Below are 19,030 nucleotides of genomic sequence, written 5' to 3'. Positions count from 1 at the left end.
CTCGTCGCGCGACGCCGGCCGGCCCTCCGGCCGGCGGCGACCGCCGGGTCGTCGGGGTCGGGGGGGGGGGGGCGTCGTCGACCGAGGCGTCGAACTCGCGGAGCGTTCACGATCGCGACGATGTTGTCGTGGGTGTCGCCGTTGTCGGTGGTGTTCGATAGAATCGAACACATGAGCGAGGGCGGTGTCGGGCCGGTGGAGCGTGAAGCGCTCGACCGCGCCCGGCAGCGTCTGGTCGCCTCGCGGCAGGAGTACTACCGCGGCCTGGAGGACATCGCCGAGCTCGACCGTCTCGCTGTCGTGGCCCAGACCGGGGACAAGGCGCTGCACCGGCTGCTGGGGGACTTGGGGTTGTTCGACACCGGCGAGGCCCGCCGGCTCTGCGACGAGGCCGCCGACCTGGTCGCGGGACGCTCCCTGGCCGGGGAACCGCTGGCGCCGCGGTATCCGTGCACCGCGGCGGTGCTGGCCGCGGGGCGGACCGGGCCCGCCCACATCGCGATCATCCGCGCGACCATGACGCGGTTGGAGCGGGTGGCCACCATCGCCCCGGGTGATCTCGCCGAGTGTGAGCGGATCCTGGCCGAGGCGGCGGCGGGGTTGCCGCCGCGGATGCTGCGCCGGGTCGCCGAGCGGCTGCTGGCCGAGTTCGACCCCGACGGGGTCGCCCCGCCCGACGGGGCCGACGTGCGCGATGAGTTGCGGTTGCTGCGCCGCCGCGACGGGTCGCTGGCTCTGAAGGGTCGGCTGCAGGACCCGCTGGACGCCGAGATGATCGTCGAGGTGTTCGACCTGCTCTCGACCCCGGCCGGCCCCGACGACGACCGGGACTTGGCCCGCCGGCACGCCGACGCCCTCAAGGACCTCGCCCAGAACGCGCTCGGCGCCACCGGGCTGGCCACCGACGCCCGCCGAGAGAACAGCGACCACACCAGCGACGAGCCCGCCGACGCCCGCATCGGCACGGACGCCGAGAACGCCGACGACGCCGTCAGCGCCGCCGGCGCCGTGGACGACGAGACGATCAGCGAGACGAGCAGCGAGACGGACGGCGACGCCGCCGACACCGCGGCCGGCGGCGGTGGTGACGGCACCGCTGCCTGTGGCGGCGCCGGTGGCGATGGTGAGGGTGTCGGTCAGCAGGCGCTGATCCCCGAGCCGCGGATCCCCGAGCCGCTGCGGGCCGCGCCGAGCCCCGCGTCCAGCCCTGGCGCCGGGCCGGCCCGGGCCCTGCTCACGATCACCATCGACCACCGGTGGCTCTGCGACGCGGTCGGGCACGGCGTCCTCGACTCCGGGCACGCGGTCGACGTCACCACCATCCGCCGCTGGGCGTGCGACGCGGGCATCGTGCCGATGGTCCTCGGGTCCCGCGGCGAACCCCTCGACGTCGGGCGCCTCTCGTACTCAGCGCCCGAAGGCATCCGCCGCGCCCTGATCGTGCGCGACGGTGGCTGCGCGTTCCCCGGCTGCACCCGACGACCCCGCCGCTGCCACGCCCATCACGTGCGCCAGTGGCTCGACCACGGCGACACCGCCCTGGACAACATGACGTTGTTGTGCCGGTTCCACCACCAGCTGATCCATCACGGGCACTGGACCGTCGCCATCGTCGACGGCCTGCCCTGGTTCACACCCCCGGCCTGGATCGACCCCGACCGACAACCCCGGCTCGGAGGACGAGCCCGCGTGTCGATCGAGAGGTCCACCCCGGCAGGGGCGGTCCGGGAACCGCGACGACGGTGACCCGCGCTGGGCGGTCGGATCTCCGTGTCCCGCGACATCTGCGGCGTGGGCACTGAGTAAGCTCTGCCGGCCGCGGTCGAACAGACGGCCGCTTCGTGGATCGGGGCGCCGGCCCGAGGCACTGCGCTCGCCAGGTCCCTCCGCTGTCGTGACCGCTCGCGCCCGTGACCCCCGGGTGGGAGCGGCCCCGCGCGCCCGGAGGACCCGCCAGCAACGACGCGTGACGGTGCTGCCCCGACTTCGTCGCGACCGTCGAAGGTGGGAGAACGCGTGCACCCGGGTCAGGCCGAGCAGCTGGTCGTCGCCCTGCGCAGGACCGCGCGGACGCTGGTGGAGCGGCGCAGCATCCGCGACCTGCAGCAGACGCTGTCGGAGATCGTCGCCGCCGCGGTGGAGACGGTGCCCGGGGCGACCGCCGGCGGGATCTCCGTGTCCGAGGACGGCATCGTCGGCAGCCGCACCCCGACCAGTCGGGAGATCGCCGAGCTCGACCGGCTGCAGGGGGCGCTGCACGAAGGGCCGTGCGTCACGGCGATCGAGTCGCCCGAGGACGACGGCGTCGTCGTCGCCGAGGACCTCGGCGGCCGGGACGCCGAGCGATGGCCGCGGTTCGCGCCGGCGGCCGTGGCGGCGGGCTACCGGTCGATGCTGTCGGTCCAGCTCAGCACGAGCGGCCCCCTGCACGCGGCCCTCAACCTCTACGCCCCCGAGCCCGCCGTCTTCGACCGCGAGGCCCGCGTCATCGGCGGGCTCTTCGGCGTCCAGGCGTCGATGCTCCTGCACGGCAGCGAGCAGGCCGTCCACCTGGGTCGTGCGGTCGACAGCCGCGACGTCATCGGCCAGGCCAAGGGCGTCCTGATGGAACGGTTCTCGGTGGACGAGTCCGAGGCGTTCCAGATGCTCGTGGAGTCCTCGCAGAGCACGAACCTCAAGCTCGTCGACGTCGCCCGCTGGCTGATCGGCGAGGTGAAGCGCCGCGGCGGCGCCCACAGGAGCGCGTCGGCGAACGGCCCGGCCGACGGGCTGCTGCCGGGGAGCGCGCCGTCGGGGAACCCAGTACAGTCCTAAAGAAGTACGAATAAGTTGTAGCTAAGTACTCAGCGCTGCTAGCGTCCTCGCGTACCCCATCCCAGGAGGTCCGTGATGACGTCCCCCGCGACGACCGAGCGCCGCGCGTGGATCGGGCTCGCCGTGCTGGCGCTGCCGACGCTGCTGCTCTCGCTCGACATGAGCGTGCTGTACCTGGCGCTGCCCGCGCTGTCGGCCGACCTCGGGCTCGGGCCGACGGCCCAGCTCTGGGCGATGGACGTCTACGGCTTCATGATCGCCGGGTTCCTGGTGACGATGGGCACCCTCGGCGACCGCATCGGCCGCCGGCGTCTCCTGCTGATCGGGGCGGGCGCGTTCGGGGTCGCGTCGGTGGCGGCGGCGTTCTCGACCGGCCCCGCCATGCTCATCGCCACGCGGGCGCTGCTCGGCGTCGCCGGGGCGACGCTCATGCCCTCGACGCTGGGCCTGATCCGCACGATGTTCCCGGATCCCCGGGCACGCGGCACCGCGATCTCGGTCTGGATGAGCTGCTTCATGGGCGGCATGACGGTCGGCCCGCTGGTGGGCGGAGCGCTGCTCGAGACCTTCTGGTGGGGCGCGGCGTTCCTCATGGGCGTCCCGGTGATGGTCCTGCTGCTCGTGGTCGGGCCGGTCCTGCTGCCCGAGTCGCGCGACGCCGGGGCCGGGCGCCTCGATCTCGCCAGCGTCGCGCTCTCGCTCGGGGCCGTGCTGCCCGTCGTGCAGGGGCTGAAGTCGCTCGCGGCGGACGGACCGACCCTCGGCGCCGTCGCGGCTCTCGCTCTCGGGGCGGGCCTCGGGACGGTGTTCGTCCGCCGCCAGCTGCGCCTCGACGACCCGCTGCTCGACCTGCGCCTGTTCCGGCGCCGTGCCACGGCGGGCGCGCTCGGCATCAACGTCGGCGGCGGCGTGGTGATGGCGGGGACGTTCCTGCTGCTCACGCTCTGGCTGCAGCTCGTCGACGGGATGTCGGTGCTCACGGTCGGCCTCGTGCTCGCGCCGCTCCAGGCGGCGATGGTGATCGCCTCGCTGTCCGCGCCGCGGCTGGCGCGCTCGGTGCGGCCCGCCCGGGTGATGGCGGCCGGGCTGCTGATCGGTGCGGTCGGGCTCGCGGTCGTCGGGCTGCTCGGCGCCGGTGCGGGCGGCGGCACGGTGGTGCTCCTCGGGGGCTTCCTGCTCGCGGCGGTCGGGATCGCGCTGCCGACCGCCCTCGGCACCGACCTGCTCGTCGGCTCCGTGCCGGAGGAGAAGGCCGGATCGGCCGGCGCGCTGTCGGAGACCAGCGGCGAGCTCGGGGTCGCGCTGGGTGTGGCGACGCTCGGCAGCCTCGCCACCGCGGTCTACCGCGACGTCCTCGTGGTCCCGCCCGGCACGCCCGCCCCGCTCGCGGACGCGGCACGGGCCGGCCTGACCGAGGCCGTGACCGCCGGGCCGACGGCGCCGCTGCTCGACGCCGTGCGGGCGGCGTTCACCACCGGGCTCGGGGTCGCGGCCACTGTCGGTGCCGTGGTCTTCGCCGGCCTGGCCGGGCTCGCGCTGGCCGCGCTGGGGAGCCTGCCGGTCACCCCCGCCGCACCGGTCGACCAGGGGACGGCACCGGAGACCGCACGGGAGACGACGCCGGGGACGGCCCCGGCGGACGACGAGCCGGTCCCCGCCGCCGCCTGAGCGGAGAGCGGTCGGTGCCGCGGCGTACCGTGCCCTCATGCCGGGCTTCACGTGGCCGCCGCGCGACACCGACCGCAACCGCATCCTGACGCGCGTCCAGGTCGTGGTCTACGCGCTGGTCACGGCCTACTTCGGCCTCTTCGCGCTGGCATCCGGCGGCGTGGTGCCGTGGGCGATCTTCACCGTCGCGCTGGCCGCCACGATCGTGGCCGGGGTGGCGCTGCTGCTGATGCGCGCCCAGCGCCAGGAGCAGCACCCCGCTCAGCGCTGAGGGCCGGCGCTCGCGATCGCGGGTCGACTCAGGTCGACGGCCCCGCGGCCGCGACGGTCTCCCAGCGCTGGGAGAGGTCGTCGAGGTGGCCGAGGAGCGCGGTGACGTCGTCGGCGTGCGCGGCCATGAGCTCGCCCTCGAGCGCCAGGACCCGCTGGTGCACCCGGTGGAGCGCCTCGCGTCCCTGGTCGGTGAGCCCGAGAAGCTTGCGGCGGCCGTCCGCGGGCGCCTGGGTGCGCTCGATGAGCCCCCGCTCCTCGAGGCGCCGGCACACGTCCGCCATCGTCGACCGGTCCAGCGCCACGGTGTGCGCCAGCGACCCCTGGTCGAGGCGCGGATGGGCGTCGACCGTCATCAGCACGGCGTACTGCGGTCCGGTCAGGATCGGATCGACCCGGCGGGCCCAGGCGGCGGTGTAGGCCTGGTGCAGTCGGCGGGCCAGATAGCCGGGTGCTCGTTTGATGGCGTCCGGGGTGGCAGGGCCACCGTTCGTCGCGTCCCCCTCGCGTGACATTCGTCCACTGTGACACAACCGAGTGATACACAACGCATTTCAGGTCGTCGTGATGCGGACGAACGGTCGGGTCGGGCGGCCACCGGGCGTTCGGTTGGTTCTGACGGAGGAATGCCGTTGGTTCACGAGGACGGGCCACGCGCGTCACCGGAACGGCGGTGGCAGGCTCGCGCCCCGTGGACGGCATCGCGGAGTGGACCCGCGCCCAGCAGCGCGTCATCGCCCTCGTCACGGATCTGCCGGCGGAACGGGCGGCCACGACCGTCCCGGCCTGCCCGGACTGGACCGTCCGCGACCTCCTCTCCCACATGGTCGGTCTCGGCGCCGATGTCGTGGCCGGCAACGAGCCCGACGACCACAACGAGGCGTGGACCGCCCAGCAGGTCGAGGCCCGGCGCGGCGAGGACGTCGCCGCGCTCGTGGCGGAGTGGGAGGGGATCGCCGATCCGCTGCGGGCGTGGATGGGCGAGCACGGCACCCGGCCGCTGGGCGACGTCACGATCCACGAGCAGGACCTGCGGGGCGCGCTGCGGGAACCGGGCGGGCAGGACACCCCGGCGATGGCCGCGATGCGCGAGCGCTTCGCCGGTCGTCTCGCGGCGCGGCTCGACGCCGGGCTGGCGCCGATCGCCCTGGTCGGCGGGTCGTGGACCTGGTGCTCGGCGGGGGAGGCCGCAGACGCGGCGGTCGAGGTGCGGGCGTCCGACTTCGACCTCACCCGGGCGCTGATGGCGCGGCGATCGGCCGCCCAGCTGCGCCGCTGGACCACCCGCGGCGACGTCGGGCCCTACCTCGATGCGTTCGCGACGCTCGGCGACCTGCCGACCGTCGACCTCACGGACGGATAGGCGCTCAGCGGATCCCGGGCGGCACCTGGCTCGGGAAGAGCAGGCGGACGTCGTCGACGGTCACCAGGCGCAGGTGGATCGCCTGCTCGACGACCGCGATCCGCCAGCCGCGGGTCTTGTCGTTGAGCCGCAGCCCGCGCAGCCAGCGCTGCGCGTGCCGGAAGGCCTCGCTCTGGGTCTTGGGGCTGGGCGCGGGGCGGCCCTCGGCGCGGTGCCAGTCGGCGATCTGCTCGGCGTCGCCGTGCACGTCGCGCGGCACCGTGCCGGGACCGGCGGTGACGGCCGCGAGCAACGTCGGGCCGCACGCCGCGACCAGCACCGACCACCACGTCTCGGCGGTGGGCAGCGACGTGTCGATGGTGCGCCCGCCCGCGAGCCCACCGCTCGTGCCGGGACCGGCGCCCGCGGCCGGCGCGAACCGGAGCAGGGCGAGGGTCAGCTCCTGGCCGTCCGGGAACCAGAGGCCCAGCGAGGACCGGTCGTCGCGCACCAGCAGCCCGTTGCCGGCCCGGATGCGGTCCTTGCCCGGCACCCCCGGCACGAACAGGGTCAGCAGGCCGCCGTGGCGCTGCCGGTTGATGATCAGGTAGGCGTCGTCGCGGACCTCGATCTCGGCGGCGAGGCGCGAGACGCGGTCGTCGGCGACGGCGACGTGCCGGGGCGCCCCGGCCCCCTCGCCGGCGCGGCGCACCCCGTCGCCGCGCCCGATCGTCACCCGCTCGCCCCACGGCACCGACTGCGTGCGCTCGGTGCGGACGTCGAGGACCGCGAGGCCGCCCACGGGCAGGCGGGGAGGGGCGTGCTGGGGGGCGCGCGTTCGGGTCACGCCACCTCCCGGTCGAGCGGGGGACGGGTGGGGTTCACCCGCCTCGGCGGGGACCCGCCGGCGGACGCCAGGATACGCGTGGTCGCGGGTCGTCCGGCCGCGCCGAGGGCGACCGGTCACCGGGCATCACCCGGGCCACGAGCGTCCGGAACGTGCCCGGACCGCGGTCGAGGACCGTCGTCCCGCCGACCTGCTGCGTCGCCCCTCCGTCTTCCCGGGACCCCCCGACGGAGTCCCGGGAAACCCCGGCCGGCCCCCGCGCCGGAGCCGGCCGAGGTGGAGGGGGCAGCGGGCCACGGCCCGGCCGGCCGGCTGCCCCCGGCACGGCCGGGCGGGGCCCGGGAGGAGCGGGGAGGGCACCGGCGGGAGCCGGCGGTGCCGCGAGCGACGACGGGGTCGGGTCCGTCGCCGACGCCGTGGCGACGGGATCGGCCGGCGGCCGGGAGAAGGCGGCGGTGACGACCACCCGGCCGACCGGGACGTCGGCGCCCGGGACCAGGTGCAGGAAGGTGCGCTCGGCCATGCGGCGCGCCTCGGTGCCGCGGGCGTGCTCGAGGTAGCCGCTGAGCAGCTCGTCGGCCAGCACCTCGAGGGGCCAGCGGGCGGCGACGTCGGCGAGGTCGTCGGGGTTCAGCTCGACCCACAGGTGCGGCGCCGTGACGCGCTGCCCGCGCGGGGTCCAGACGAGCGCCTCCTCGGAGGCGAGCCGCCGCGCCGCGGCCCGGATCAGCCCGTCACCCTGCACCCAGGGTCGGCCGAGCAGGCCCCGGAGGGCCCGTCGCGTCCGCTCGCCCGCGGACGGCGGCGCGAGGTCGGTGGTCGGCAGGGCGCCCAGCAGGGCGTCCGGACCGTCGGCGCCACGGGCACTGCGCGGGCGCCACGAGACGAACAGCCACGCCAGCGCGCCGGTGCCCCCGACGAGGACCAGCACGAGCAGCGCGAGGACGAAGGAGCCCGAGGTCCACCACGTCACGAGCAGCAGCCCGAGCGCCCCGGCCCCGGCCACGCGCGGGCTCGTCAGCGGGACCCTGCCCGGGCCCGTCACCGTCCGCCCCCGTCGGCCACGAGGCCGCTCTCGCCGCCGGGCAGCAGGACCAGCGGGTTGGGCAGGTGCTCGGCGGCCGCGCCGAGGACGGTGCTGCCGCGCAGCTCGTCGCCGAGGCCGCTCGGGCCGGTCACGGTCAGGATCCCGGTGAGGAGCACGAGCAGCATGACCGCCAGCGCGCCGTGCGCGGCGACGCCGAGCAGCCGGTCGGGCAGTCCGGGCCGGTGCCAGCCCCCGCCCGTGCGGCGCGCGAGCGCCTCGCCCAGCCGGCGGCCGAGGCCCCACCCGACCAGCGCCCCGACCAGCGCGGCGCCGAGCACGAGCGCGCCGAGCGAGAAGCCGGAGTCCGGCGCGAGGATCATCGGGGCGAGCCAGCGCGCCAGCGCCCCGCCGAGCAGGACGCCCGCGACGGCGCCGGCCGCGCGCAGGACGAGTCCGGTGCCCCCGCGGCGCCAGCCGCGCAGCGCGGCGAACAGCACCACCGCGAGCACCACCAGGTCGACGACGGTCACGGCTCCTCCTCGGGTCCCAACGGATCTCCACGCAGATCGCGGCGCGGCCCGGCCAGACGTCACCGGGTGACACCGAGTCAACGCCCGGCGAGACGGTGCGACGGCGGGAGGATCGGGAACTATTTCCCGTTCTCTCCCGGAGCTTCCCGAGCTCCCGGAGGGCCCTCGAGGGGCACGAGCGACTCCTGCATCGCCGGGCTGTCGACGGGGCCGCCCGCGGTGCGCGCGAGGAACCCGATCACGCCCGCGGCGCCCCAGTGCCATGACGGCTCCCCGCCGAGGGTCCAGATCCCCGCCTCGCGGGTCGCCCCCCAGCGTCCGTCCGGGGTCGCCACGGAGAGCAGCCAGGCCCGGGCGTCGCGAGCGGCCGCCGCGAACTCGACCTCGCCGGTGACGCGGCCCAGCGTGTCCAGGAACCAGCCCGTGCCGGCGGCGCCGCTGTTCGTCGCGGTGTGCACGGTGGGGCTCCCCTCGAACTCCTCCCACGCGAGTCCCGTCGGCTCGTCGAGGGCCACCGCAGTGAGCCAGCGGCCCGCGCCCCGGGCGCGCTCGAGGTGCCGGGGGTCGCGGAGGATCGCGTGCGCCTGCAGCGACACCCAGCCGATCCCCGCGGCGCCCTCCTCCATCCCGGTGGCGCGGCGCGGGTTGTCGGGGGTCAGCGCGGCGTCGCCGGCACCCAGCAGGATCGGCCACGTGAGCCCGCCGGCCGCCGGCTGCGCCGTGCGGTCGAGGAACCCGAGCGCCGACTCGGCCGCCGCGCGCCACCGCTCGTCGCGGGTCCACTGGTACATGCGCAGGAACACGAACGCGGCGCCCGCGGTGCCGGAGAGGAACCCGGTGTTGCGCCGCGGCTCGTCGGCACGCTCGGGCAGGCCGCCGTCCGGATCGAGCCGGCTCGCGAGGTACGCGGCGCCGCCGGCGGCGTGCGCGGCGAGCTCGGGGTCGCCGGTGCGCTCGGCCATGACCGAGAGCGCGTAGACGATCCCGGCCTGGCCCTCGCCCATCCCGTGGCGGTAGGAGGGCGGGTCGGTGCCGCCCGGCTGGTCGACCCAGGCCCAGCGGCACCGTTGCGGGCAGGGGAGGCCGTCGACGCCCTCGGCCCGGTCGAGCACCCAGCCCATCGCGGCCCGCGCCCCGGCGCGGAAGCGGTCCTCGCCGGTGGCCTCCGCGAGTCGCCAGAGCACCTCGCCGATGCCCGCGGCACCGTCGTCGAACGACGTGTACGCCCGGGGTGAGGGGCCGCCGGGGTCGACGTAGTCGGGGAACCGGCCCGCGTCGCCGGTCCGGGCACCGAGCAGGAAGTCCCCGGCCGCCCGCGCACCGGCCAGGTGGCGCTCGCGCTCGACCGGGACGGGGGTGGCCGCGGCGAGGGCGAGCAGCCCGTGGGCGATCCCCGCGGCGCCGACGTCGCGGTCGGTCTGGCGGTGCGGCGCCTGGATGACGCTGGTCCAGGCCCGGGCGCCGGGCGGCCCGTCCGGGCCGAGGGGGTCGGCGACGGCGTCGGCGACGAGGCGGTCGGCGAACGCCGTCGGGAGGCCGCCGGGGGCGGCGGGCCGCGTCGGCTCGGCGGCCGGGGCGCGGGCGCAAGCGGCGAGCAGCGCGGCGGTCAGCACGATCAGCAGGACCCTCACCGCGGGACCACGGCGGCGCGCGAGCCCGCGTTGACGGTCGAGGGCAGGGGCGACGGCGCGACCACCCCGAAGGTCACGCCGCGGGCGCGCAGGGTGTCGATCGCGCGGGGCAGGTAGTCGAGCTGGTCGGGTGCGCAGCCGACGACGTCGCCGGCGTCGTGGAGCAGGATCATCGCCTGGTCGACCGCCTCGGCGCTGACGTAGTCGGCGACCGCGCCGGCGCCCGGGCACTGGAAGTCGCCGGGACGGTCGGAGGCCCAGCGCCAGTGCACGCCGCCGGTGAGTCCCAGGCGGGCCAGGGCCGCGTCGCCGCCGGGGGAGGGCTGGCCGAAGGGGTAGCGGAACAGCACGGGGCGCACGCCGGTGATCTCCGTGAGCTCGTCGTTGGTGCGGCGGATGTCGTCCTCGGCCTCCTCGGGGGTCAGGTCCGGGAACCAGGAGTGCTCCCACCCGTGGTTCGCCACGACGTGCCCCTCGGCCTGGATGCGCCGCACGAGGTCGGGGTGGGCGGCCACGTGCTCGCCCTGCAGGAAGAAGGTGGCGGGGACCTGTTTGGCGGCGAGCACGTCGAGGACGAACGGCGTCACCTGCGGCGAGGGGCCGTCGTCGAACGTCAGCGCCACGCGGGGGCCGGGCGCGGCCCCCACCGCCGGCGGGAGCGCCCGGTCGGCGGCGGTCGGCGTGTAGCGCCGGCCGTTCTGCTCGCGGTCGGCCGCCCCGGCGAAGGTGCCGGCGAACGAGACCACGGCCGTGCCGAGCAGGGCGACGAGGAAGAAGAGCAGGGAGCGGACGTTGCGGCGCCGGTCGTCGAAGGACACGGGTCGGCGGGGTCGGCGGCCGGGCTCAGCGGCGCAGGCGGGCGCCGCGGCGCACGATCCGCACGAGCAGCATCAGCGTGAACACCACCGTCACGCCCATGAGCACCGCCGCCATCACGTTGATGCCCGTGGCCGCCGCCAGCGCCAGCCCGGTGGTCCCGCCGCCGACCCCGCTCGTCAGGTAATACGAGTGCTCGCCGTACATCCCCGCGCTCCGTCCCCTTCCGATCCGGTCCTGCTCACCACGCCTGGCGGCGCGCGTTGAGGCAGCGGAACGCCGCCACCACCGCACACCACTCCAGGAAGAACCCGTAGACGTCCTCGACCAGCAGGATCGCCACCAGCGCCACGTCGACGGCCCCGCGCCCGGGCAGCCGCCACATCGAGGTCACCCGCTCCACCCACATGACGGCGAGCGGGATGAGGCCGATCAGCGCGTACCGGAACGGGACCTCGTAGACGATCATCAGCGTGAGCATCGCGATGAACAGCACGCGGAAGAACACGCTGGCGCCGAACAGCACGTAGGACAGCGCGTCCTGCCGTGTCGCCGGGGTCCAGCCGCGCTTGAGGCACTCGTCCATGCCCCCGCGGCCCCAGCGCAGCCGCTGGCGCCACAGCGCGCGGAACGTGCTCGGCGGCGTCGTGTAGACGTGGGCGTGCTTCGCGGCCGCCACGCGCCAGCCGCGGGCCTTGAGCTCGAGGGTCAGCGCGTAGTCCTCGATCAGCGAGGCCCCGTCCCACGGCGCGCCGTCACGGGCGGCGGCGACCTGCTCGAGAGCGCGGCCCCGGTACATCGCCGCCGCGCCGCTGGCCACCGACACGCGCCAGCCGCGCAGGTCGCGCAGGTCGTCGTAGCGGGTGTACTCGAGGCGTTGCAGCCGCCACGCGAGCCCGCGCCCCGGCGTCGCCCAGTAGCGGGCGCACACCGCGCCGAGCACGGCGTTGGCCCGCATCTCGCCGGCCATCGCGGCGACCGTGTCGGGCAGCAGGACGGTGTCCGCGTCCATGGTCAGGACGAGATCGGCGTCGCGGGCGGCCTCGCGCCACCCGTGGTTCAGCGCGCCGGCCTTCTTGTCCGGGTTCCGCGCCATCTCGATGACCGTCACCGGGTAGCCGCGGGCGATCTCGGCCGTTCGGTCGGTGCAGTTGTTGGCGATGACGACGACGCCCGCGATCCGCAGCCAGTCCGGGGTGTCCTGGGCGAGCAGACCCTCCACCGTCGCGGCGATGCCCGCCTCCTCGTCGTGCGCGGGCACGAGGACGGTGACGGTGGTGACCGGGGTGGTGGCCTGCGTGGACCTGGTCGACCTCGTCGCGCCCGTCGTGGCCGGGGCGGCGGCTGTCGTGATCGCCCGGCGGAGCTGGATCGTCGGTGCGTCCGGGTCGGTGGAGCGACGGGCGGGACGGCGCCGGGTCGACGGCGGGACGGTGGGGTGGGTCCTGCTCGCCACGTCACCTCGCTCGTCTCGTGCTCGTCTCGTGCTCGTCGTTGCGTGAGCGGCTGTCACCCGATCGGTGGGCCTCTCGCCGGGCTTACCGTACACAGAAGGGATTTCGTTACACCATCGTGAGAATTCGGATGTGGTGCTCGACGCCGGAGCGTCACTCACATCGTCTTCACGCGGCCGTCGACGAGCACACGGGTGACGGCCATGCCGCCGTCCAGGACGACGACGTCGGCCCGCCCGCCCGGGGTGAGACGGCCGAGGTCGGGGCGCCCGAGGAGCTCCGCCGGGACGGTCGTGGCGGCGCCGAGCGCCTCGACGAGCCCGACGCCCGCGGCTACGGCGGTGCGGACGCCACCGAGGAGCGGGGTCGCGGCGCCCGCGAGCCCGCCGGCCCCGTTGCGGACGACGCCGCCGGCGAGCGTCACCGGCACCCCGGCGAGCCGGTACGGACCGTCGGGCATCCCGGTGGCGGCGACGGCGTCGGTCACCAGCGCGACGCGGCCCGGCGCGGCGGCGAACGCCAGCCGGACCAACTCGGGGGCGACGTGGTGGCCGTCGGCGATGAGCGTCGCGACGACCTCGGGGCGCGTGAGGGCGACGGCGGCGAGCCCCGGCGCGCGGTGCCCGAGCCCGCTCATGGCGTTGAAGAGGTGGGTCCCGGCCCGCACGCCGCGGTCGACGGCGGCGTGGGCGCCCGTGGCGTCGGCGTCGCTGTGTCCGGCGGACACGACGACCCCGCGGGCGAGGAGGAGATCGACGAGCGCGGCGGCGCCGGGGAGCTCCGGGGCGAGGGTGACGACGTCGACGCGGCCGGCGTCGAGCAGGCGGGCGAGCAGCGCGGGATCGGGATCGCGGCGGTGCTCGGGCGGGTGCGTGCCGATCCGGCCGGGGGAGAGGAACGGGCCCTCGAGGTGGGCGCCGAGCAGGTGGGCACCGTCGCCGTCGACGTCCCGGGCGGCGTCGAGACGGGCGAGGGCGGCCGTCGTGCGATCGGGGTCGTCGGTGAGCAGCGAGGGGCAGAGCGCCGTGGTGCCGTCGCGCGCGGCCGCCGCCCGCACCGTGGCGATCTCGTCGACCTCGGCGCTCGCGAGATCGACACCGGCGTAGCCGTGGCAGAGCAGGTCGACGAGCCCCGGTACGGCGACGGCGTCGCCCTGGGCGGGCGGGAGGCCCACGGCCGCGACGCGACCGTCGGCGATCTCGACGTCGCCGGCGCACCACGCGCCGTCCACCACCGCCCCGGAGACGCCCAACCGCACGGGGCCAGTGTGGTGGTGGCGGGAACCCGTATCCCGGGGACACGGGTCGGCGTAGCCCCCGAGGGACGGTGCGGAGCGAGGGCGTCCCTCGCTGCGTCGGGCGCAGCGAAGGCGCCCCTTGTTCTTCGCACTCCGCGGCTCGGTGGCTCCGCGGAGATCAGGAGCACCTCATCCACGTGCAGGGGCTGGCGCGGGGGGACCAGGTGCTCGTGATCTTCCGGTCCGAGGTGGGCGCGGGTCCGCCGGCTGCCCTGCCCTGTCGCGAGGAGCACGTTCGGCAGAGCGCGAGCCCCGCTGAACATGCAAGACGTGCCGTTCGCGCACGCGGGGCCCGAGGACGCGGGTTCGCGCGGAGGGCTAGCGCGGGGCGGAGTACGAGTAGCCGGACGTGCTGTAGGTCGACCCGTTCGTCGACGAGGCGCCCGCGAGGCCGATGACCCACAGCAGGCAGATCAGGAGGGCGGCGGCGCCGAGCACGACGCCGCTGATCGCGAGCCCGCGACCACCCTGCTGGGCCGACCGGGTCAGGCCGATGATGGAGAGGATCAGGCCCACCGGCGCGACGATCCACGCCACGATGCCGAGGAACGGGATGATCGAGAGCACGGCGCCGCACAGGGCGACGACGAAGCCGCCGGTGGCGAGGCCGTTCGACGCGTGCGGGGCGACCGGCGCGGCGTACGGCGCCGGGTACTGGGCTGCGTAATGGGTCGCGTACTGGGGCCCGTAGTACGGCGCCTGGTGCGGCGGGTACGACGGGTGCTGGCCGGGCGGCAGGTACGGCTGGCTCATGGCGGAGGTCCCCCGAGACGTCGCGCCCCCGGCGGATCGGGTGCGTTCGCCCGGTTCTCGCCGGATCATCGGTCACCGTTACCGACCTACGCTGGACCGGGTGACCACGCCGATCGAGATCGTCGGGTTCGTCGTGTCGCCGGAGCACGCGTACGAGGGTCGGCCGGGCGACGGGCCGCGGGCGGTGCGCACCGAGACCCCGGCCACCATCGCGATCCGGGCCGGGCACGGCGTCGTCGGGGACCGCTACGCCGGGCAGGCCGCGCACCGGGAGGCCGCGGTGACGGTGCTCGCCGTCGAGGCCCTCGAGGCGGTGGCCGACGAGCTCGGGGTCGCGCGGTTCGACCCGGTCGCGGCGCGGCGCACGATCGTCACCCGCGGTCTCGAGGTCGAGGCGCTGCGCGGGCGGGAGTTCGCGATCGACGCCGGGAACGGACCGGTCCTCCTCGGCGGCGGGCGTCCGGCCGCCCCCTGCGCGTGGATGGACGTCGTGCTCGCGCCGGGCGCGCACGCGGCGCTGCGCGGCCGTGCCGGGGTGCGGTGCGCGGCGCTCGGTTCGGGGACGCTGCGGGTCGGGCCGGCCACGGTCGCGGTCGGCGACGACGTCGTCCTCGACCCGTCCCGCGCCGGTCTCCCGCACCGGCGGCGCCCGGCCCGGGCGTAGAGACCGCGCACTTGCGACGTACCGGACCGGTCGGGGGTGGGATCGGTCTCGACCACGGGTATCGGCCCGCGTCGCCGGGCACGGTCGTGCGGTGAGTGCCGAGACCTCGTCCGCGACGTCCCCCGCCGGCACCAGCTCCTCGATCGGGCGGGCCCGCACGCTGCTGCTCGCGGTGGTGTGCGGCGCCGCGGTGGCGAACATCTACTACGCCCAGCCGCTGCTGCACACGATCGGCGAGGCCTTCGGGGTCGGCAACGGGACGGCCGGGCTGCTCGTCACCGCGTCGCAGATCGGCTACGCGACCGCCCTCGCGCTGCTCGTCCCGCTGGGCGACCTCCTCGAGCGCCGCCGCCTGGTCACCGTGCTGCTCGCGGCGTGCGCGGCCGTGCTCGCGTTCGCCGCCGCCGCGCCGACGTTCGCGGTGCTGGCCGCGGCCGTGGCGCTGGTGGGGGTGACGTCCGCGGTCGCGCAGATCGCGGTGCCGCTCGCGGCCTCGCTGGCGGGCGACCACGAGCGCGGCCAGGTGGTCGGCACCGTCATGAGCGGGCTGCTCATCGGCATCCTCGGCGCGCGCACCGTGGCCGGGTTCGTCGCCGAGGCCGGCGGCTGGCGCTGGGTGTTCGGCGTCGCGGCCGGGGTGATGGTGCTGCTCGCCGTCGTGGTCCGGGTCGGGCTGCCGCACGTCGCGCCCACCGAGTCGTCGAGCTACCCCCGGCTGCTGCGCTCGGTGCTCGGTCTGGTGCGCCGCGAGCCGGAGCTGCGGCGCCGGATGATGCTGGCCGCGGTCGGCATGGGCTGCTTCACGATCCTCTGGACCTCGATCGACTTCCTGCTGTCCGCGCCGCCCTACGGCTACGGGCCCGCGGTCATCGGGCTGTTCGGGCTCGCCGGTCTCGCCGGCGCGGCGATGGCGCCGCTGGCCGGGCGGCTGGCCGACCGGGGGCACGGCACCCTCGTCGTCACCGTCGGCCTGGTGGTGCTGGCGGCGAGCTGGGCGCTGCTCGGGCTCGGGGCGGCGTCGGTCGTCGCGCTGATCGTGGGCGTCGTCGTGCTCGACCTCGCCCAGCAGGCGCTCCAGATCAGCCACCAGAGCGTGATCTACGCGCTCGCCCCGCAGGCCCGCAGCCGCGTGACCACGGCCTACATGGTCTCGGCCTTCCTCGGCGGCACGCTCGCCTCGGCCGCGACGTCGCTGATCTACCCGGCCGCGGGGTGGAGCGGCGTCTGCCTCCTCGGCGCCGGTGTCGCCCTCGCCGGCCTGGGCGTCTGGTTCCTCCCCCGGACGTGAGCAGTCGGCGCCCTCCCAGGGGCGCCAACTGCTCACGGACCTCAGGGAGCGACGCCGTGGCGCCAGGCCCAGGCGACGAGGGCGGGCCGGCCGTCGACGCCGAGCTTCGAGATGAGGTGGTTGACGTGCGTCTTCACCGTCGCCTCGCTCACCACCAGCCGTGACGCCGTCTGCTGGTTCGACAGGCCCTGCGCGACGAGACGCAGCACGTCGACCTCGCGGGCGGTGAGGCCGGCCTCGACGGTGACGTCGGCGCCGGCCTTGCCGGTCTCGACCGGCGGCGGCGACCCCGCGAGCTCCACGAGCCGGCGCTGCACCGCCGCGTCGAGCACCGACCCGCCCGCCGCGACCGTGCGGATCGCGGAGACGAGCGCCTCGCCCGTCGTGTCCTTGGTCAGGTAGCCCGCCGCGCCGGCGCGCAGCGCGGGCAGGACGGCGTCGTCGTCGGCGTACGTCGTCAGCACGAGGACGCGCACCTCCGGCGCGTCGCGACGGAGCGCCGCGGTCACCCCGGCGCCGTCGAGCCCGGGCATGCGCAGGTCGACGAGCGCGACGTCGGGGCGCTCGGCGAGCACCACCTCCACGGCCGCGGTGCCGTCGGGGGCGGCGCCGACGACCTCGAGATCGTCGGCGGCACCGAGCAGGAGCGCGAGACCGTCCCGCACGACGGCCTGGTCGTCGGCGAGGACGACGCGCAGTGGAGTCACCGGGTCACCGTGCCCGGAACCGTCGCACGGTCCCCGGCCGGCACCCGCAGCGTGACCCGCCAGCCCGGGCCGTCGGGATCGGGCCCGGCCGCGAGGTCCCCGCCGACGAGTGCGGCCCGCTCCGCGAGACCCGCGAGCCCGTGACCCCCGCCGGCACCGCCCGCCGGCTCCCGGCCGGACCCCGGACCGTCGTCGCCCACCCGCACCACGAGCCCCTCGCGCGCGTCCACCTCGACCCGCGTGGCCGCTCCCGGCGCGTGGCGGGCGGCGTTGGTCAGCCCCTCCCGGACGGTGGCGACGGCGGCGTCGCGCCACGGGGCGGGGCAGGCGTCGAGGTCGCCCGCCACCGTGAGCGTGGCGCCGGCCTCCGCGGCCAGGCGTTCCACGTCGGCGCGCCCTGCCGCGGGTCCCGAGGCGCGCAGCGCGGCGACCGCCTCCTTGGCCTCGGCCAGGCCCGAGCGGGCGAGGTCGGCGGCGCGGTCGACCTGGGCGAGCACGGGGTCGTCGGTGTTGTCCGAACGGCGCGCCAGCACCGCCCGGATCGCCTGCAGGTGCAGCGAGAGTCCCGAGAGCGTGTGGGCGAGGACGTCGTGCAGGTCGCGGGCGATCCGCGCCCGCTCCTCCGCGGCGGCCGCCGCGAGCTCGGCGCCCCGCAGCGCGTCCCGTTCCGCGAGCAGGGCCACGACCCGGGCGTGCTCGCGCTGGAACCGGGCGCGGCTGTAGCCCCGGGAGGCGAGCAGGGGGACCGCGACCGCGGCCAGCATCGCCCAGGGGCTGTCGGAGACGGCCGCCATCACCGCGGCGACCAGCACGGTGAGCACGCCGGCGAAGCCGGCGATCACGCGGACGTCGGTGACGTGGCGCGCGACCATCGTCGCCGCGACGAACGCGGAGACGTACCCGAGGCCACGCGGCTCGACGAGCACGGCGCCCAGGCCGCTCAACGCGGTAACCGCGAGCAGCCCGACCCGGCGTCCCGTGCGGTCGCCCGCGACGATCCCGGGGTCGCGGTCGGCGGCCACCGCCGCCGCGGCCCCGACGAGGATCAGCCCGGCCGCGACGACGGCCTCGCCGGTCAGCGGCCACAGCGACACCAGCGCGACGAGCAGCCACAACGCGGGACGCAGACCGCGCACCCGCCCGAGCACCGAGGTCGCGGGCGCGTCGGGCACCCCGACCGTCGGCAGCCCCCGCGACACCGCGGCCGGGGCGGCCGGATCGGGTCGGACGTCCATGGCGCCGAGTCTGGCCCCGCGCGGCGCCCGGCACACCCGCTCTCCACCGCGTCTCCACCCCCGGGTGGACGCCCGGGCCCACCCGGGCGGGCGACGGTCGTCCGGTCGGTCGGCGGGGTGCCGGCCCGGGGAGGGAGGACGGGATGACCGGGATGCTCTCGGCACTGGTCGGGATCGCGGTGCTGGCGTGGGTGATCGTGAACCAGCTGCGGCCACAGCCGCTGACGGCCCGCAGGCTGCGGCTCGCGGGGATCCTCGCGGTCGTCGGGGTCGTGCAGCTGGTGTCGGCGGCCGGTGCCCACCCCGTGCCGCCGATGGGGTGGACGCTCCTGGCGCTCGGGCTCGCCATCGGGGCCGTGCTCGGCGCTCTGCGGGCCCGGACGGTGCGGCTCTGGGTGCGCGACGGCGTCGTCTGGACCCAGGGGCACGCGCTGACCGCGGTGCTCTGGGTCGTCGGGATCGGCGCGCACGTCGGCCTCGACCTGCTGGCGAGGACGGTCGTGCCGGCCGCGGAGACCGTGAACACCGCGAGCATCCTGCTCTTCGTCGCGGTGAGCCTCGGCGTTCAGGGACTGGTCACCGTGCAGCGGACCCGCGGCCTGGCCGGCGCGCGGTCCGTGCAGCCGGTCTAGTTGTACCCGGCCAGGACGTTGGTGACGGTGCGGCGTGGCTAATTGATCGAGGAAG

20 protein-coding genes are annotated in these 19,030 nt (G+C 76.3%); 8 read left to right on the top strand and 12 right to left on the bottom strand.

Annotated elements, in window-relative coordinates; translation table 11 throughout:
- Positions 1-171: 171 nt before the first annotated feature.
- The 4 genes from ACR9E3_RS29675 (at position 172) to ACR9E3_RS29660 (ending at position 4,753) form a co-directional block, all read left to right on the top strand.
- On the top strand, positions 172-1,746 hold the full coding sequence (locus tag ACR9E3_RS29675) for an HNH endonuclease signature motif containing protein (RefSeq protein ID WP_460384492.1): 1,575 nt from the start codon (positions 172-174) through the stop codon (positions 1,744-1,746).
- 270 nt (positions 1,747-2,016) lie between these two features.
- Complete coding sequence (locus ACR9E3_RS29670; protein WP_460384490.1) at positions 2,017-2,814, top strand: GAF and ANTAR domain-containing protein; 798 nt, start codon at positions 2,017-2,019, stop codon at positions 2,812-2,814.
- Positions 2,815-2,889: 75 nt separating this feature from the next.
- Entirely contained in the window at positions 2,890-4,482 is a 1,593-nt protein-coding gene (locus ACR9E3_RS29665) for an MFS transporter (RefSeq protein ID WP_460384489.1), read from the top strand.
- A gap of 37 nt (positions 4,483-4,519) precedes the next feature.
- Positions 4,520-4,753 (top strand): hypothetical protein, encoded by a 234-nt coding sequence (locus ACR9E3_RS29660; protein ID WP_460384488.1) that lies wholly within the window; start codon positions 4,520-4,522, stop codon positions 4,751-4,753.
- A 28-nt stretch (positions 4,754-4,781) separates the two neighbouring features.
- Here the strand turns inward: ACR9E3_RS29660 and ACR9E3_RS29655 are convergent, their stop codons facing one another.
- Entirely contained in the window at positions 4,782-5,267 is a 486-nt protein-coding gene (locus ACR9E3_RS29655; RefSeq protein ID WP_460384486.1) for a MarR family winged helix-turn-helix transcriptional regulator, read from the bottom strand.
- Between the two features lie 176 nt (positions 5,268-5,443).
- Here ACR9E3_RS29655 and ACR9E3_RS29650 point away from each other — a divergent pair, with 176 nt between their 5' ends.
- Positions 5,444-6,115 (top strand): maleylpyruvate isomerase N-terminal domain-containing protein, encoded by a 672-nt coding sequence (locus ACR9E3_RS29650; protein WP_460384485.1) that lies wholly within the window; start codon positions 5,444-5,446, stop codon positions 6,113-6,115.
- A gap of 4 nt (positions 6,116-6,119) precedes the next feature.
- Here ACR9E3_RS29650 and ACR9E3_RS29645 read toward each other — a convergent pair whose 3' ends face one another.
- From ACR9E3_RS29645 to ACR9E3_RS29605, 9 genes are all read right to left on the bottom strand, one after another.
- Positions 6,120-6,941: a hypothetical protein gene (locus tag ACR9E3_RS29645; RefSeq protein WP_460384484.1), complete on the bottom strand. Its 822-nt coding sequence runs from the start codon at positions 6,939-6,941 to the stop codon at positions 6,120-6,122.
- A gap of 34 nt (positions 6,942-6,975) precedes the next feature.
- Positions 6,976-7,947: a hypothetical protein gene (locus tag ACR9E3_RS29640; RefSeq protein ID WP_460384483.1), complete on the bottom strand. Its 972-nt coding sequence runs from the start codon at positions 7,945-7,947 to the stop codon at positions 6,976-6,978.
- Positions 7,948-7,982: 35 nt separating this feature from the next.
- A complete protein-coding gene (locus tag ACR9E3_RS29635) occupies positions 7,983-8,498 on the bottom strand; it encodes a CvpA family protein (RefSeq protein ID WP_460384482.1) in 516 nt (171 codons plus the stop codon).
- 119 nt (positions 8,499-8,617) lie between these two features.
- Entirely contained in the window at positions 8,618-10,129 is a 1,512-nt protein-coding gene (locus ACR9E3_RS29630; RefSeq protein ID WP_460384481.1) for a hypothetical protein, read from the bottom strand.
- Complete coding sequence (locus tag ACR9E3_RS29625; RefSeq protein ID WP_460384480.1) at positions 10,126-10,947, bottom strand: polysaccharide deacetylase family protein; 822 nt, start codon at positions 10,945-10,947, stop codon at positions 10,126-10,128. The genes ACR9E3_RS29630 and ACR9E3_RS29625 overlap by 4 nt, the downstream gene beginning before the upstream one ends.
- A gap of 25 nt (positions 10,948-10,972) precedes the next feature.
- Complete coding sequence (locus tag ACR9E3_RS29620) at positions 10,973-11,152, bottom strand: hypothetical protein (protein WP_285659907.1); 180 nt, start codon at positions 11,150-11,152, stop codon at positions 10,973-10,975.
- Between the two features lie 34 nt (positions 11,153-11,186).
- Positions 11,187-12,401, bottom strand: coding sequence for a glycosyltransferase family 2 protein (locus ACR9E3_RS29615; protein WP_460384479.1), 1,215 nt, complete (start codon positions 12,399-12,401; stop codon positions 11,187-11,189).
- A 155-nt stretch (positions 12,402-12,556) separates the two neighbouring features.
- Positions 12,557-13,657: an N-acetylglucosamine-6-phosphate deacetylase gene (locus ACR9E3_RS29610; RefSeq protein WP_460384478.1), complete on the bottom strand. Its 1,101-nt coding sequence runs from the start codon at positions 13,655-13,657 to the stop codon at positions 12,557-12,559.
- 357 nt (positions 13,658-14,014) lie between these two features.
- A complete protein-coding gene (locus ACR9E3_RS29605) occupies positions 14,015-14,449 on the bottom strand; it encodes a DUF4190 domain-containing protein (protein ID WP_460384477.1) in 435 nt (144 codons plus the stop codon).
- 100 nt (positions 14,450-14,549) lie between these two features.
- Here ACR9E3_RS29605 and ACR9E3_RS29600 point away from each other — a divergent pair, with 100 nt between their 5' ends.
- The gene (locus tag ACR9E3_RS29600) at positions 14,550-15,113 is read left to right on the top strand and encodes an MOSC domain-containing protein (protein ID WP_460384476.1); all 564 of its coding nucleotides are present in this window, start codon (positions 14,550-14,552) and stop codon (positions 15,111-15,113) included.
- Positions 15,114-15,204: 91 nt separating this feature from the next.
- Positions 15,205-16,401 (top strand): MFS transporter, encoded by a 1,197-nt coding sequence (locus ACR9E3_RS29595; RefSeq protein ID WP_460384475.1) that lies wholly within the window; start codon positions 15,205-15,207, stop codon positions 16,399-16,401.
- Positions 16,402-16,442: 41 nt separating this feature from the next.
- Here the strand turns inward: ACR9E3_RS29595 and ACR9E3_RS29590 are convergent, their stop codons facing one another.
- Positions 16,443-17,108, bottom strand: coding sequence for a response regulator (locus tag ACR9E3_RS29590; RefSeq protein WP_460384473.1), 666 nt, complete (start codon positions 17,106-17,108; stop codon positions 16,443-16,445).
- Positions 17,105-18,343: a sensor histidine kinase gene (locus ACR9E3_RS29585; RefSeq protein ID WP_460384471.1), complete on the bottom strand. Its 1,239-nt coding sequence runs from the start codon at positions 18,341-18,343 to the stop codon at positions 17,105-17,107. The genes ACR9E3_RS29590 and ACR9E3_RS29585 overlap by 4 nt, the downstream gene beginning before the upstream one ends.
- 143 nt (positions 18,344-18,486) lie before the next feature.
- Between ACR9E3_RS29585 and ACR9E3_RS29580 the strand changes: the two genes are divergently transcribed.
- Positions 18,487-18,975 (top strand): hypothetical protein, encoded by a 489-nt coding sequence (locus ACR9E3_RS29580; protein ID WP_460384470.1) that lies wholly within the window; start codon positions 18,487-18,489, stop codon positions 18,973-18,975.
- The last annotated feature ends 55 nt before the right edge of the window (positions 18,976-19,030 follow it).

Source organism: Actinomycetospora sp. C-140 (genome assembly GCF_054796175.1).
Note: the sequence above shows the minus strand (reverse complement) of the source record. Positions and strands in the feature narration are given on the sequence as shown.

What these genes read in the sequence shown, in the direction of transcription:
- ACR9E3_RS29675 (WP_460384492.1), top strand. Translation starts at nt 172, where the DNA reads ATGAGCGAGGGCGGTGTCGGGCCGGTGGAGCGTGAAGCGCTCGACCGC.
- ACR9E3_RS29665 (WP_460384489.1), top strand. Translation starts at nt 2,890, where the DNA reads ATGACGTCCCCCGCGACGACCGAGCGCCGCGCGTGGATCGGGCTCGCC.
- ACR9E3_RS29660 (WP_460384488.1), top strand. Translation starts at nt 4,520, where the DNA reads ATGCCGGGCTTCACGTGGCCGCCGCGCGACACCGACCGCAACCGCATC.
- ACR9E3_RS29655 (WP_460384486.1), bottom strand. Translation starts at nt 5,267, where the DNA reads ATGTCACGCGAGGGGGACGCGACGAACGGTGGCCCTGCCACCCCGGAC.
- ACR9E3_RS29620 (WP_285659907.1), bottom strand. Translation starts at nt 11,152, where the DNA reads ATGTACGGCGAGCACTCGTATTACCTGACGAGCGGGGTCGGCGGCGGG.
- ACR9E3_RS29605 (WP_460384477.1), bottom strand. Translation starts at nt 14,449, where the DNA reads ATGAGCCAGCCGTACCTGCCGCCCGGCCAGCACCCGTCGTACCCGCCG.
- ACR9E3_RS29585 (WP_460384471.1), bottom strand. Translation starts at nt 18,343, where the DNA reads ATGGACGTCCGACCCGATCCGGCCGCCCCGGCCGCGGTGTCGCGGGGG.
- ACR9E3_RS29580 (WP_460384470.1), top strand. Translation starts at nt 18,487, where the DNA reads ATGACCGGGATGCTCTCGGCACTGGTCGGGATCGCGGTGCTGGCGTGG.